Here is a 14,109-nt window from a genome sequence, read left to right on the forward strand (position 1 = left end):
AACTCATAAATAATTGCTTAAAACTTTAAAATTCAGTATATTTACACTCACTCTAAATTTAAGTAAGTATGTATTCGAACAACAAATTCAACCATCCTTTTTATCAGCTCATGGAATTAAAAGACCAAGAGCTAAAAAATGAATTAACTTCATGGAGTCGCCTTGAATTAATAGAATGGTTATCTTGGAATGATAGAAACGGCGTTTATAACGATGAGGATTCTTTAAGAGAATTTGACAATATTCTAAAAAAGGATCAAGCCATTGAAATTATAACAAGACAAATAAACGAAGGTCGTCCTGTTGAAAGTTAAATTCAAATGAAAGCTTAAGAAACCTCACCCCAAAAAACACTCCCGCCTATGCCACCCCAAATTCTCCTGCAACGGATAAAATCGTTTTTCCAAAGGCAATAAAATCTTCTTGCCTTCAAACTGCTTCAACGAGTAAACCGAATCATTTTCAACAATACTTTTAGAAATTCGCACCAAATAATTCTCATCAATGGTGATTAAACCACGGTCGAAGGCACGATGAATTGTTGGGGTTAAGCTAAATCCATTTCCCACGGTGTCGTCTTGTGAAATTGAAAAGGGTTTTATATGACAGGCATCCACTAATTGTGCGTTAATTGTGGCTTCGATTCGTAATCCTGAAATTGCGCAGGTGTAATTGTAAAGTTTGGGGATTTCTTTTTTGAAAATTCCGTTTCTCACATAGATTTCTTCTTCAAAATCGCTGACTTTCATTTTACTTCGCAATTCTGCAATTCTCTCGGCATAGGTTAAACTATCACTCTCTAAAACTTGACTTGCAAGCTGATTGGCAAAATCGTTTTCTGAATTTATCAATCTTTCTTTTGTTTTCGGGAAGTAATGATTTAATAATTCAGATTTGATTACTTCTCTGGAAATTGGATTTAGCAAAAATGAAAACAACATCTTGTCCATTTCCGCAAGTTCAATAGCCTCTCTTAAGCCACTAAAAGATGAAATTGTTCTTGGGATAAACGCACCATGTTTGGAGTGGAGTTTCCAAAATCCATCTGATTTCAAACGAAAAAATGGCATTGCGAAATTCTGCAAATGATCTGTTTCCACTAGCTTCGACCAAATATCTTTAAAAGACAGCACCAATTCAGGAGAAATGGCAATGCGGTTGGAAATAATATCTCCATTTTCAATTCCTTCAATAATAGCCAACAACAAAACAGGTTTATGCGGTGCATCGCCCCTCACCTTATTCCTGTCTCGCCTTAATTTCTTAAGCTGAAATAGGTATTTTGAGATTTGTTCTTCGTTTTCCATAGCTTTCACAATAATACAAATTAATTAAGAACCCTCTTCCTTCCCTCTCTCCTCACTCCCTCTCCCTCTCTGCACAACCTCTCCCTCTCCCTCTCCCTCTCCCTCTCCCTTTTATTTTACTTCTCCCTAAGCTTCAGCGCAAACTCTCCCTCCCAATTTATCGGCTCCCCTGCCCCGACGAAACCAGAAAGCTTGGCGAACACAAAAGCTATTTGAACACGCAAAGAAAGAGCGACTTTAGAAGCTCCTTTGTTTGGGTTGTTTCAAAAGGATTTGGGGAGGCAACTTGGCGGTGTAGGCGGAAATAGGCCCTAAAAAAAAATGATAAGTAAGAATAAGGTGTTTTCTAGAATCTCATAATACTTTAGCTGACTCATTTACTGAGGAGTAATTGTTGTTCCTCTTGGAATGCTAGGGTAATTCGTCAATTAATTTTCGCCCATTAGTTATTGCCTAAACTCTTTTGAATGTTAAATTTGTAGGAATGAAGCTTAGCCGTTATATCGCGATATTTTTTATCTTTTTGTTTTGGAACAATTCCTACTCACAAAGCATGGAGAAGGAATTTGCTTCGGGAGATTACCTTAGCATAATTGATCATGCAGCGGAGATTGAAGCTGAGAATTCGTTTATGGATTTGTTTTATTTAGCGCGATCTTATACCAAATTGAATCTGCAGAGAAAGTCCATAAAAACGATAAACCGAATTAAAAAGTTTAATGAACCCTGCGAAAAGGTGGCGTATCACTCCCTACTCTCCTACTATTATCAGATCATGTTGTACAAGGATTCTTGCGCTTATCATGCTGATATTGCGATGAAAACACTTTACAATTCTCAATGTCAGGATTCTTTACTCATTTCTGAAACTTATCGACAATATGCCAACGCGATGCGAAATGGTGAAGGGTATCATAGTGTTTTAGATAGGTCACCCAATTTGAGAACGCGATTCAAATACCGGAATCGTTTTTTAAAGAAATACCTGGACACGGCCATGTTTTATGCTCCCTATGCAGAACAAAAGGGCAATGTATACCACACGATGGGGACAATGCTCTCAGATGCTATTTATCAATACTCGATTACGGGTGACCCGCAATATAAGCAATATTCAAAAGAGGCCATTGATTATTTAAACCAGTGTATTGCGCTTGAAACTTCGACTTTTCTGAATGCGAATGCCTATGCTATTATTGGTTTAATTCAGTATTATATTGAGGAATATGAGGATGCGGAACAAAGTTTTCTTCAAGGAATTGAATACACCAAAGTAGACGGAAAAGTAAAGTTTGCCCATCGATTTATTGTGATTTCTGACTGGTTGGGAATGACGTATGAAACCGTTTATCGGCACACGCAAAATAAAGAATACTTACACAAAGCGAATGAAATTTACAAGGCGAGCGTTAAAACTTGGGATTTAAACATTGGTAAAACTTTGTATAATGACGCTTATCACAATTCTGCGAAAGGTAAATTGATCAAAAACAATTTAGATCTTTTTGAGGTAAGCCATGACAGTACTTATCTTTTTGAAGCCTTTGATTACTTAGAAAGGTCTAAATATCCTGAATTTTATAATGAGCAGGTTTCTATCAATGAAATTCAAAATCGACTAAGTAATCATCAAGCTTTTGTGAGTTATGGTTCGGTAAATAGGCCGTGGAGAAACATTGCTTTTATTATTACCCAAAATGATTTTGAAGTCGTGGTTTCAAAGGGAGAATTGATGATGAATTCAATTGCTGAATTTCATACACTGTATCGTTTTAATGATTTTCAAGATTTCAAAAAAAGGAGCAATGAATATTACAAAGTGTATTTTGAAATGGTAGATACTCTTCTAACACAAAAGGGCATTGACAAAGTTATTGTTAGTAATTCGGACAATATGTCTTTACTTAATTTAGACGTTTTAGTTGCCGATACGCTGGGTGAAAAATGGAAGGATTTGAACTATGTTTTTCACCGCTTTAAATTCAGTTATGCACTTTCAGCGGGTGCTTTTCTCAATCAGAAAAAAACGGGTAATGCGCCTAATTCTTTCGGAATATCTTTAGGAAATTATAAAGAGGAAGCCAATTTGCGGTTCTCAAAACGTTTGACCCAAAACTTCAATGAATTGTATGGCGCGACGAACATTCCTATAGATGAAAACATATTAAAAAAAGACATCAGTTTATTATTAAGTCATGGAGAAGGGGGCTATAATCAGTCTAGCGCTGTGGTCAAACTCAATGGTGTTAAATCGGTATCTTCCAAAGATGTAGAAGAGATGAAACTCGACAATGAATTGGTGGTTTTCTCTGCTTGTAACACCAACGCTTCTCAACGTTATTTTAGCAGTGGCGCGATTGGGAGTTTTGCCAAAGCATTTCGAAAAGCAGGAAGCAAAGCGGTAATTACCACCAGTTGGGCGATTGATGATCAATCAAATGCTTTTATTTTGGAACGTTTTATAGACCATCTAGCGAAAGGAATAAGCAAAGACGAAGCTTTATGGCAAGCCCAAAAAGAATACTGGAATCAATGTTCTAGTGATGAAGAATACAATCCACTTTATTGGGCTCCTTATGTTTTAACGGGGAATAGTGAGGGATTGGTCTTAGAAAAGGAAACCCATAAATTTTATTTTAGCGTTTACTGGTATTTGCTTTTATTTCCGATTCCTCTATTTATTTTATTGAAACGCAGGTTCTCTTAAAAGCTGACTCGCCTTGGAATGATAATCGTGCTTTGAATTTTCGGTGATTTTTTTCAGCTCTTCTTTCGCCTTTTGTATTTCATCATTTTTCAACAACGAAAGGGCCAATCGATATTCTGCACCTTCTTTAAAAACACTATTGGAATTCACTTTTTCAAAATGAGTAATGGCTTCATCTATGTTATTCAACGCTAAGTTTGAACAAGCGACAAAATAATGCAAGGTGTCATTTTGTGCTTGATTTCCCATCAATTGTTCAAAGCCCATCAGCGCTTCTTCGTATGCTTCATCTTTAAACGCCGCCATTGATTCATCAAAATGTTTTTTGCTGTTTTCACTCATTAAAGTAGGGAGTCCGTTTTCTTTAATGGCATATTTAGCATAGAGCATGTCATTTTGTGAGGGCGTGAAAAACATGATGTAAAGAACAGCCCCTATTCCGATTAAAGGCACAAGCACCGCAGCCATTTTCAACCAGTTATTAGTTGACTTTTTGCGTTGAGGAATTAATTGTTCAAATTCTTGATGCGCTCTGTTTTCTCTTTCTTTTACTTTACCGTAGTCCCAATTGTTTTTCGCCAAGAAATCAATAAGTCCTTTCACGCTGTCTTCTTCGGAAGCTAGAACTTTTAATTGCTCAATAGTTTGTTCGTTAGTGCGGGGGTTATCCAATAACTCCTTTACTTCTTCGAAAGTGATATGTTTATTTAATTCTCTCAACTTTTTACATCAATTTATGCCACAAAACACGTAATTTCTTTTTGGATGTGCTCAATGTATTTCTGACTGTATTGTACGAAATATTTAGTTCTTCTGCAATAGATTGATTATCAAAACCATCTTTATGCATTTCAAAAATTTGTTTTTGTTGATCTGGCAATGCCGCAATTAATTCAAGATAATCAAACTCCGCTGTTCCATTGCTATATTCATAACGATTAAAAAGAACTTTTATACTATCTCGAATTGATTTTCTGTTCTTATCCGTTTTGATTTTATCCAAACATTTGTTCTTCACCATCACTTTTAGATAAATATTCAGTTTTTCATAAACTTCTGAGAGTATTACAGAGCGGTCATTAGTTGACATTTCAAGCAACTTTAGAAACACATCATTCACAATATCATTGGCTTCATTTTCATCTTGAAGATAATGATAGGCCGTAAAATAAAGTGGTGAATGCAATTCTTTATATACCACGGACAGTGCTGAGTTGTCTCCTGCAATATACTTTATCCAATTCGTATGAATATGATTAGGCTTATCTATCATCCCAGCAATAATATTGTTCTATCGAAAAGTATGGTTTGTAAAATTTCGTCTTCTTTCAAATATAGCACAACTAGCGATATACTTAGGGTTTATTGGGTATTGAATGTCATAATAATTTTCTGATTTTAGCGAAATGACATTTTAAAGTCTGTATAAAAAACTTTTAATCAGCACATTGAAATCAAAAACAGTGAATGAAATAAAATTGCTTTTTTTTGAAGTTGAGTTATGGTTTTAGACAACAAAGGCACTTGGGTTTAGATTTTTTATTTCATTCCAATAGTACAACTTTAAAAGTTACTCGTTCTGATATTGCATGCTTACTGTAAAAGGTCAGATGGTGCTAGTGTAGTTAGCTTTTCCAAGTATTTTTAAGGAGCTAACAAACATTTGATTTTTAAAGTTGAAATGCGGTTTTAATGATTTTCACATAAAAGAAATACTGTGGATTTTGTCTGCAGTCTTCTTTTATGAAAATTATGGTTTGAAAAATTGAATAAAATATAAGAACCGCCCCTAAATCGATAACTACCATCAAGACGGTCTGACAAAACTCAGCCGTTTTGGGGTATTTATTCAGCAAGTGAGCTGGAAAAGAAATACAAAAAATTCATCTTCTATTTTTATCTATGAGCATGCTCAGGGAAAATTTCATAAATGAAATTTTGGGGGGGAAAGTAATAGATTATTTTTCGGCTTCTTAATTGCTTTTTGAAAAGAATGGTTGGGCTTCGCTTTTGGGGTTTTGCTTTTTGGAATGAGCGGTAGAGGACGATTTGCTAATCGTCCGTACTACCATGCTCAGGAAAATTTCATAAATAAAATTTTGAGGAAAAGGGAATCAAAAAGCTCAAGTTCCTCCTCTTTTCTCTTCCCAATCTTTCACATTATTCTTTATATAATTTGTATGATATAAAAAGGATTTTTCGTTTCGGATGATGTGGTCATTGAATTTTCCATGCCAAACTGTTTTTTCGTTGCCTAATTCTAAAGATTTATATTTTCTGGTTACTGCTCCTTTGAATCCTCTCATTACGGCAGAAAGTGTATGTTTAGGGGCAATAAACTCACCTGGTACATTTTCTTTATTCAGGGAATAACAGATTTCCACGATGGCATGGAAGTGATTGGGCATAACGACATAAGAATGCAATTTTATATTTTTTCGAATTTCAGCGCTTGCTAGCCATTCTTCTTCGATAATCTCGCCCAATGTAGTGGGGTGCATTTTTCCTCCTGTGATTTTCCCGAAGATGTGTTTCCATTTTACTGCATTGATGGTTACAAAATACCATCCTTGTGATGCGTAATCATAGCGTTCTAAACGAATGCTTTTTCGATTGGGATACTTAGGTTTTTTCATTTCTTTTGATTTAGGTTTAGTTAAGATAGTGAAAAATGTGAGGTTATAGAAGAAGATTTGAGTTTTATTTTAAGTGGGTTGGATTGGAAAAAAGAAAGTGTTGATTAGAAAGGGAGTCTTGGGCTTTGATTATTGGGTTTTGCTTTTGGAAGGAGCGGTTGAGGACGGTTTGTAAACCATCCGAGCCATGCTAGTTGGAGTTTCAAAATTTAAGGAGAAAGGAAATTGCTTTTATAAAAAGAGAGATTGGGCTTCGCTTTTGGGGCTTTGCTTTTTGGAATGAGCATTAGAGGACGATTTGCTAATCGGCCGTACTACCATGCTCAGGAAAATTTCATAAATGAAATTTTTGGAAAAAAAAGAAAATCCATTATTCAAAAATGAGAATCATTTTTTGCCTCATTAATCGATTGCGATTAAGCATAAGAGTGGTACGGACGGTTTGTAAACCGTCTGCGCCCTGCTAGTTGGAGTTTCAAAATTTAAGGAGAAAGGAAATTGCTTTTTTAAAAAGAGAGATTGGGCTTCGCTTTTGGGGCTTTGCTTTTTGGAATGAGCATTAGAGGACGGTTTGCAAACCGTCCGTACTACCATGCTCAGGGAAAATTTCATAAATGAAATTTTTGGAAAAAAAATCCATGAATCAAAAATGAGAATCATTTTTTGCCTCCTTAATTGTTGCGAATAAGCATCAGATTGAATTTCTTAAATGAATTTTTTGGGGGAAAAGCGTCTCCTCTCCCCAAGCGCTTCAGCGCAATCTCTCCCTCACCCTGCGAAGCTCACTTCGCTTATTCCGTTGCTTCTTTTCTCAATCATAATTTGTGTTGGAATTCTTTCTTTCAAGTTCTCTACGTGTGAGATAATTCCTATCATTTTTCCTTGAGATTGTAGGGTTTCTAAGGTGGAAATAACTGTTTCTAAGGTGTTTTTATCTAGGGTTCCGAAGCCTTCATCAATGAAAAGGGAATCGATTTTGACGTTTTTACTGGCTAAATCGGATAATCCTAAGGCTAAAGCCAAACTGATGATAAATTTTTCTCCACCGCTGGATGTGTCGACGAGTCGGGCTTGATCGGTTTGGTAGTGGTCAATGAGATTGAAATTGAGCTCTTCTTTTGGCTTGTAGTCTTCCTCCATTTTTAAGGAATAGCGCTTGTTCAATTTGAATAAATGCACGTTGGCTAAATCCAACAAATGCTTTAGGGTTAAGCGCTGAACATAAACGTTGAAGGCGTCTTTGGAATTTCCGATGATTTTGAATAATTCCCTCCAAACATTGCAAATGGCTTCTTGGGCTTCGATTTGCTTGTAGACTTCCTGATTTCTGTCCTTGATTTCTTGGTCTTTCCGAAAGGCTTCTTTCACTTCTCCTTTTTCTGCTGAAAAACCATCTCTTTTGCTTTTCAACTCTTCAAAAAGTGTTTTACTTTCTTCTTCTATAGTTTCGAAAGTTTTCGTTTCGTTTTGCTTTTCTATGGCTTTGAGGTTCGTTTCTTTTAAGGTTTTTAATCTCAATTGTCTCTCCTTGATGCGCTCTTTATTTTCGGTATATTTCAGTTTATCCTCTCTGCTCAACAAAGCTTTTTCGATCCCTTCTTTTGAATCGAATTCACTTTCTGAAATTTGCGTATCCAAGGCCGATTTTAGCGAATCGTGCTCTGTTTTCAACGCCGTTTGCTCTTTCTTGTTTTCTAGTTTTACGGCTTCTTTCTCTCGTTGAATGTCTAACTGCTTTTGTAATTCGGTTTTACTCAATTCCAGTTTATCGGACAATTCTTTTCGGTTTTTTTGCAAACTATTGCGTTTACTTTCTACCGTAATTTCCAATGGTAAAACAGCTACTCTGTCTTTTTTGAGTTGCCTTGACCTTGTTTCACTTTCAGCAATAGTTTTTGTACATTCTATTTGGGATTTTTCAGCAGATTCACTTCGCTTTTTAACATCGATTAAACTGTTTTTATATACCCTTAAATCACCCTTTAAATTTTCTAATTTCTTCTCAGTTGAATTAAATTCAGCAATCTTGGCTTCAACTTCTTGAATGAATGAACTTGTATTTTCAATGGAAGGCAATTCATAATTGAAACGAGACAATTTAGATTTCAATTCGCCTTCTAAATCGGTACAAGTTTTTGTTAATGAATCAATCGTTTTTTGCTTAGATTCTATTTCTGATTCAAGATTTTTGATTTTCTCTTCGAGTGTTGCATCTTTCTTTTTTAAAGCTTCGATGGATTGATTTTGAACATTCAAAGATTCAGATAATTTATCTTTGTCCGATTGTAATTTCTGAGCAACTGTAATCTTCTCTCCCAAGGAATTTAACTGATTTGAAGATTGATTAATTTCGATTTCAATCTTTTGCAAATTGGATAAATCTGTTTCAATTCCTAATTCTTTGGACTTGGCCAAAATAGATTTTAAATCTTCATTAATTGAATTGATTTGCTTCGTTAAATTTTCAATATCTGTTGAAATCTTGACCTCGCTTTTATCTAATTCAGATTTTGAATCGAGCAATGATTTTAATATCTCTTTTCTGTTTATTAATTCTAATTCAGATTGAGAAATTCCTTTGGCTTCTAATTTTTCAGCGAAAGGATGTTCTTCGGAACCGCATAATCCGCATGGCTGACCTGCAATTAAGTTTTTTCTGTCTCCCTCATATTTGGCAATGCTTTTCTCTAAATCTAAAATCTTCTCTGCATCATTTACCGCTGTTTCTTGCTTTTTGATTTGCTCTTGAAGCTCAACCCTTTGCTTTTTGACCTTTTCCAATTGTGCTTCGAAGGCTTTCTTGTTTGTTGTGCATTTCAGCAGTTCCTTTTCGTCCTTGCTGTGCTCCTCTGAATAGCTTTTTAACTGTTTCCAATTGGAATTGATCTCGGAGAATTTCTTCTCTTCTACCAGCAAATCAGTCAAATTATTCTTGTCTAATTCTTCATTGATGGACTTGATATTTTTGTTAATCTCATCAATTTCAGAATTCTTAGCGTTCAGCACTTTCTTATTGGAAGTCAATTCGACCTTAGTGGCTTTAAGTTCTTCCTTCTTTTGTCCGAGGGAAGAATTGTTTTCATTTAGCGCTTCTTTATTTCCTTTTAAAGTGGCTAATGAAGCGTTCCAAGTGGAAATTTCCTGACTTACTTCCGTCAAGAATTTGTTTTGGGTGACAAAATCTTCAGCGAGCTTGATCTTCTTTTCTGTTTCTTCGGAAAGCTGTGTGAATTCATTTTTCTCCTCACTCAACAATTTTAACGAAGTCTGTACCTCATCGAGTAGCTTTTTAGATTTCTGTTGATTGTCTTCTTCGTTTTTTAATTGACCATCCAATTTCGTGACTAAATCAAATTTTGGTTGCCATTCAGAAAATTCTTGATCCGCTTTTTCTAATGCTTCCGTTTGAATTTTAGCAGACGCTTTTAATCGCTCAATTTCTGGTTTTAGTTTCAACAATTGTTCTTCTAAATCTTTGAGTTGTGCTTCCTTTTCTCGGCTGGACTTCTCATTTCTATTGAAATTCTGAATCAATTCTTTAAACGGTTCAGCTTTTTCGTTTAAATCCAACAATTCAAATTCGGATTTATGCTTTTCGAAATCTTCATCTATCTGAATAGAATCTTTTGCTAATTTTTCAGTTTCAGCAGCAATTTCCTTCGATTTCAAATACCAATTCACAATCGTTTGAATGGAATTTATTTCTTTATCAGTAGTTAAAATCTGAACATCGAGTTCTTTATCTCTTGTGGTCAATTCAATTTTCGCTTCTTCAGAAAGGACATCATCAGCATTAATTTTCGATTGAATTTCCCTCAAGGTATTTTCCTCTTTGGCTTTTCTATCCAAAATGCCTTGACCAATTTTCTTATAAATTTCTTCGCCCGTAATTTGCTCCAGCAATCTTCCTTTTTCGGGACCTTTTGCCGTTAAAAAAGAAGCAAACTCTCCTTGAGCCAGCATTACAGATCTCAAAAACTGGTCATAATCTAATTGTGTCACACGAATCACATCTTCTGCCACCGCTCTTTTTTGAGAAGATAAAATGGTGTCAGAAGTAAGATTTTTCAAACTTACCTCCTCTTGTGGATTCACCAACATTTTTCCAGTTTTGGAAGCCAATCGCATGCCCCAAAACGCTTCGTAAACGACATTCTCGTTTTCGAAAGTTACCCGACTAAAAGCATCTGTAGCGCCATGACTCACAACATCCAACAAGCTTCCTTTGGTATTCCTGAAGCGCGGAACACTGTGATACAAAGCAATCGTTATGGCATCCAAAATTGTGGTTTTCCCCGCTCCAGTTGAACCGGTTATGGCAAATAAACCCACATCTCTAAACTGCTCGTTTTCAAAATCGATAGCTATGGGAGCATCCGATTTTAAAGAATTTATATTTTGTAATTCAATTTTTAAGATTTTCATTTCAAGTGGGGCTTATTGATTTTTAACGGATTGTAAAATTTCGTTGAATGCATCTTCAATCGCTGGATTTTCTTCCAAATCATAGCCAATTTCTTTGCATTTCAGCTTAAAAACTTCGGTAGGCAACAATTCCTTAATGGATTTTGTTTCTTTCAGCAATTCTTCAATTCCACGTTGTCTTCTTTCATTTTTCAACGCTGTTTTGAGAATTTCGAAAGGATAATCTTCGGCCGCTTTTTTTAATTCGTCGGTGTTGATATTGTGTTCTTCCGTTAATGCAATTTCAACCCAAGGCGTTAATTGGTATTCATTCGAAATCAAATCAGGAAACTTTTCAATACATTCCTCTACCGTTCCCTCAATTTTATAGAAATTTCTAAAACGTGGAACGGTGAAATCGTTGATCTCCGAAATCTCGTTGTTTTCAATCGTCAGCACGATGATTTTCTTGTCGTATTTAATTTCACTAAAACTGAGAATATTTGGCGAGCCAGAATACCTTACTTTTTCGTTTCCCGCTACTATTTGTGGTCTGTGCAAATGTCCCAAAGCGATATAATCGAAATACGTTGGAAAATCTCCTACTCCAATGTGTCCCAAAGTTCCCACATAAATATTTTGTTCACTTTCAGACACCGAACCTCCTGTGGCGAATAAATGTCCCATCGCGATCACGGGTGCATTTGAGAAATTGATCAACTCACATTGCTCGGCAGATTTTTCATAATGATTCATCAGCGCCTGCTTGTATTTGTCGGTCAACTCTTCGAAAGATTCTCCGGCAACCGCTTTTCGAATATCTCCATCACGCAAATAAGGAACTGCACCGATAATTACTTTTTCGTCATTCACATCAACTTCAAAAACTTCATCTGCTATGTTTTCAGCTGCTTTTCCCACCACTTTTATATTCAAAGCGTTGAGCAAGCCTTTTGGTGCATTCAAAGTGCCTGGAGAATCGTGATTTCCGCCAGTAATCACAACCGACTGACAATTGCTTGACTTTAACTTTACAAGAAAATTGTAATACATTTCCAAACTTTGATTTGAAGGCGCGTTGGTGTCAAAAATGTCTCCTGAAATCAACAGAACATCGATTTTTTGATCAATGATAAATTGTTCTATCCAAGTAAGGAAAAGCGTTTGCTCTTCAAATTGAGATTGTTCATGAAGTCGATGTCCGAGGTGCCAATCGGCGGTGTGAAGTATTTTCATCAGGGAAGATTATATGTAATCGAAAAATCAGTTACCAAATTATGCTTTAAATATAAGAAAATTGTGTGGAAAAGGGGGATTTGGGTGTGTATGAAATGTTGCGCTTTAATGGCACGCGGGCCTTCGACAAGCTCAGTCACCGCAATAATTTCAGATCGGCGAACGCGGATTTTCACGGATTTTTTTTCGGATTTTAGGAATGAGCGTTAAGAAAGAAATTGAAAAAAGAACCGTTAATCATTAATAATCAAACATTAACCATTAAAATTCATTTCCTAATCCAATATTGCGTTCTAAAAAACCAACCCTCATATCCACGCACGGCGAGTTTATTATCACTTTTAAGCCAAACTGTTGCGTCGTAAAGTTTTCCGTCATTTGGATCTAAAAGCGCCTTATCGCCTTTCCAATCTCCTCTTTTGTTTTGCTCTAATCCTGTGATTATTTCCATTCCCATTACGTGCTGGTCTTTTCTATAGTCTGTGCAGTAATAGCATTTTGCTTTATCGTAGGGTATTTTAAGGTTGTGTAGCTTAACAATTTTGCCGTAAAGTTTACCGTCTTTCTTGTAAATCTCCACTTCCGATTTTAATTCTCCCGTATCGTCACTGTAGGTTTCCCACACACCTTCAATGGATTGTGCGAACATCATCTGGCTAACAGCAGTTAAAAATAGTATGAGGAGAAATTTTGTTGTATTCATATCTCAAAAATAGAATTAAAACATAAATTAACAGCGCATAAAAGGGACTTTTATTGTATTAAATGTTAAGACTTTTCCAATGAATTCAATACGAGCTATGATTTTCATTTTTCATTCTCCAATTTTCACTTTCAATTTTTCATTTTTAATTTTCTACTTCCTTATCCAGTATTGTGTTCTAAAAAACCATCCGATATATCCCCTGACTGCCAACTTATTATCATCAACCAACCAAACTTCACCATCGTATGTTTTTCCATTTTCTGGATCTAGCAAAGTGCCATCTCCCTCCCATTCCTTTCCGTCTTTTACCAAAGCAGTCATGACCAACATTCCAAGAATTGGTTTGTCTTTTCTATAATCTGTGCAATAGCGGCAAGTGGCCTCTACCTCTAAATCATCCACCACGTGCAGTTGAACAACTTTTCCATAGAGTTTTCCATCTTTTTTATAAATCTTGACATCAGATTTTAACTCTCCTGTTTCATCATCATAGGTTTGCCAAACTCCTTCAATGGACTGAGAATTCCCATTTAAACTCATCATAGCCAGGCACAAAATCAATAGGTACTTTATCATTATCCGTTTTCTATTTTATAAACAATGTGAAATTCAGTTGGTCTTAATTCGCTTGACAGCAGTAGAACTTCGCTCGCATTTATTACTTCCTCTTCCAATATTTTGTTTCGTACAACCAACCCAAATATCCACGAACGGCAAGTTTATTTTCGTTTTCAAGCCAAACTACTCCGTCGTATTCTTTTCCATTTTTAGGATCAAGTAAAACTGCGTCGCCTTTCCACTCCTCTCCAGATTGCACAAGACCATCCATAAAAATCATTCCAACAACGGGCTTGTTCTTGCGGTAATCTTTACACGCCGTACATTTAGCGTTTTTCTCGGCTTCTGGCATGTTGTAGAACTTGATGATTTTGGCGTACAACTTACCGTCTTGAATATACACTTTTACATCGGATTTAATTTTATCGCTGCCTTCATGATAGGTCTCCCAAATTCCTTCTACAGATTGCGAAAAAGAATTCAATCCAAAAATCATAAAACTCAACAGTAAAAAGTATTTCATCATATTTTAGTTTAAAAGCTAATAAAAGTAGC

General features: G+C 35.8%; 11 protein-coding genes. 2 read left to right on the top strand and 9 right to left on the bottom strand.

The window, feature by feature from the left end:
* Window positions 1-68: 68 nt before the first annotated feature.
* On the top strand, window positions 69-314 hold the full coding sequence (locus DIT68_RS05640) for a hypothetical protein (RefSeq protein WP_109358846.1): 246 nt from the start codon (window positions 69-71) through the stop codon (window positions 312-314).
* Between the two features lie 24 nt (window positions 315-338).
* Here the strand turns inward: DIT68_RS05640 and DIT68_RS05645 are convergent, their stop codons facing one another.
* The gene (locus DIT68_RS05645; protein WP_109358847.1) at window positions 339-1,307 is read right to left on the bottom strand and encodes an HNH endonuclease; all 969 of its coding nucleotides are present in this window, start codon (window positions 1,305-1,307) and stop codon (window positions 339-341) included.
* Window positions 1,308-1,860: 553 nt separating this feature from the next.
* Between DIT68_RS05645 and DIT68_RS05650 the strand changes: the two genes are divergently transcribed.
* Window positions 1,861-4,014 carry a CHAT domain-containing protein gene (locus DIT68_RS05650; RefSeq protein WP_158276115.1) on the top strand — a complete coding sequence of 718 codons (2,154 nt, stop codon included), beginning with the start codon at window positions 1,861-1,863 and terminating at the stop codon, window positions 4,012-4,014.
* Here DIT68_RS05650 and DIT68_RS05655 read toward each other — a convergent pair.
* The 8 genes from DIT68_RS05655 to DIT68_RS05690 all read right to left on the bottom strand — a co-directional run bounded on the left by DIT68_RS05655 (window position 3,991) and on the right by DIT68_RS05690 (window position 14,080).
* Entirely contained in the window at window positions 3,991-4,734 is a 744-nt protein-coding gene (locus DIT68_RS05655; protein ID WP_109358849.1) for a tetratricopeptide repeat protein, read from the bottom strand. The genes DIT68_RS05650 and DIT68_RS05655 overlap by 24 nt on opposite strands.
* Window positions 4,735-4,738: 4 nt before the next feature.
* A complete protein-coding gene (locus DIT68_RS05660; protein WP_109358850.1) occupies window positions 4,739-5,287 on the bottom strand; it encodes an RNA polymerase sigma factor in 549 nt (182 codons plus the stop codon).
* An 850-nt stretch (window positions 5,288-6,137) separates the two neighbouring features.
* Complete coding sequence (locus tag DIT68_RS05665; RefSeq protein ID WP_109358851.1) at window positions 6,138-6,650, bottom strand: transposase; 513 nt, start codon at window positions 6,648-6,650, stop codon at window positions 6,138-6,140.
* A gap of 768 nt (window positions 6,651-7,418) precedes the next feature.
* On the bottom strand, window positions 7,419-11,075 hold the full coding sequence (locus DIT68_RS05670; protein WP_109358852.1) for an AAA family ATPase: 3,657 nt from the start codon (window positions 11,073-11,075) through the stop codon (window positions 7,419-7,421).
* Between the two features lie 12 nt (window positions 11,076-11,087).
* Entirely contained in the window at window positions 11,088-12,290 is a 1,203-nt protein-coding gene (locus DIT68_RS05675) for an exonuclease SbcCD subunit D C-terminal domain-containing protein (protein WP_109358853.1), read from the bottom strand.
* A 268-nt stretch (window positions 12,291-12,558) separates the two neighbouring features.
* On the bottom strand, window positions 12,559-12,993 hold the full coding sequence (locus tag DIT68_RS05680) for a DUF2147 domain-containing protein (RefSeq protein ID WP_233244164.1): 435 nt from the start codon (window positions 12,991-12,993) through the stop codon (window positions 12,559-12,561).
* Between the two features lie 153 nt (window positions 12,994-13,146).
* On the bottom strand, window positions 13,147-13,572 hold the full coding sequence (locus DIT68_RS05685; RefSeq protein ID WP_233244165.1) for a DUF2147 domain-containing protein: 426 nt from the start codon (window positions 13,570-13,572) through the stop codon (window positions 13,147-13,149).
* Window positions 13,573-13,654: 82 nt separating this feature from the next.
* Window positions 13,655-14,080, bottom strand: a complete 426-nt coding sequence (locus DIT68_RS05690) for a DUF2147 domain-containing protein (RefSeq protein WP_109358856.1) — start codon at window positions 14,078-14,080, stop codon at window positions 13,655-13,657.
* Between the last annotated feature and the right edge of the window lie 29 nt (window positions 14,081-14,109).

This window comes from Brumimicrobium oceani (assembly GCF_003143775.1).
In the GTDB taxonomy this organism is placed as follows: Bacteria; Bacteroidota; Bacteroidia; order Flavobacteriales_D; family Crocinitomicaceae; genus Brumimicrobium; species Brumimicrobium oceani.

Excerpts from the sequence above, each read along its gene's own strand:
- DIT68_RS05640 (WP_109358846.1), top strand. The coding sequence starts at position 69 with ATGTATTCGAACAACAAATTCAACCATCCTTTTTATCAGCTCATGGAA.
- DIT68_RS05645 (WP_109358847.1), bottom strand. The coding sequence starts at position 1,307 with ATGGAAAACGAAGAACAAATCTCAAAATACCTATTTCAGCTTAAGAAA.
- DIT68_RS05650 (WP_158276115.1), top strand. The coding sequence starts at position 1,861 with ATGGAGAAGGAATTTGCTTCGGGAGATTACCTTAGCATAATTGATCAT.
- DIT68_RS05660 (WP_109358850.1), bottom strand. The coding sequence starts at position 5,287 with ATGATAGATAAGCCTAATCATATTCATACGAATTGGATAAAGTATATT.
- DIT68_RS05665 (WP_109358851.1), bottom strand. The coding sequence starts at position 6,650 with ATGAAAAAACCTAAGTATCCCAATCGAAAAAGCATTCGTTTAGAACGC.
- DIT68_RS05670 (WP_109358852.1), bottom strand. The coding sequence starts at position 11,075 with ATGAAAATCTTAAAAATTGAATTACAAAATATAAATTCTTTAAAATCG.
- DIT68_RS05675 (WP_109358853.1), bottom strand. The coding sequence starts at position 12,290 with ATGAAAATACTTCACACCGCCGATTGGCACCTCGGACATCGACTTCAT.
- DIT68_RS05680 (WP_233244164.1), bottom strand. The coding sequence starts at position 12,993 with ATGAATACAACAAAATTTCTCCTCATACTATTTTTAACTGCTGTTAGC.
- DIT68_RS05685 (WP_233244165.1), bottom strand. The coding sequence starts at position 13,572 with ATGATAAAGTACCTATTGATTTTGTGCCTGGCTATGATGAGTTTAAAT.
- DIT68_RS05690 (WP_109358856.1), bottom strand. The coding sequence starts at position 14,080 with ATGATGAAATACTTTTTACTGTTGAGTTTTATGATTTTTGGATTGAAT.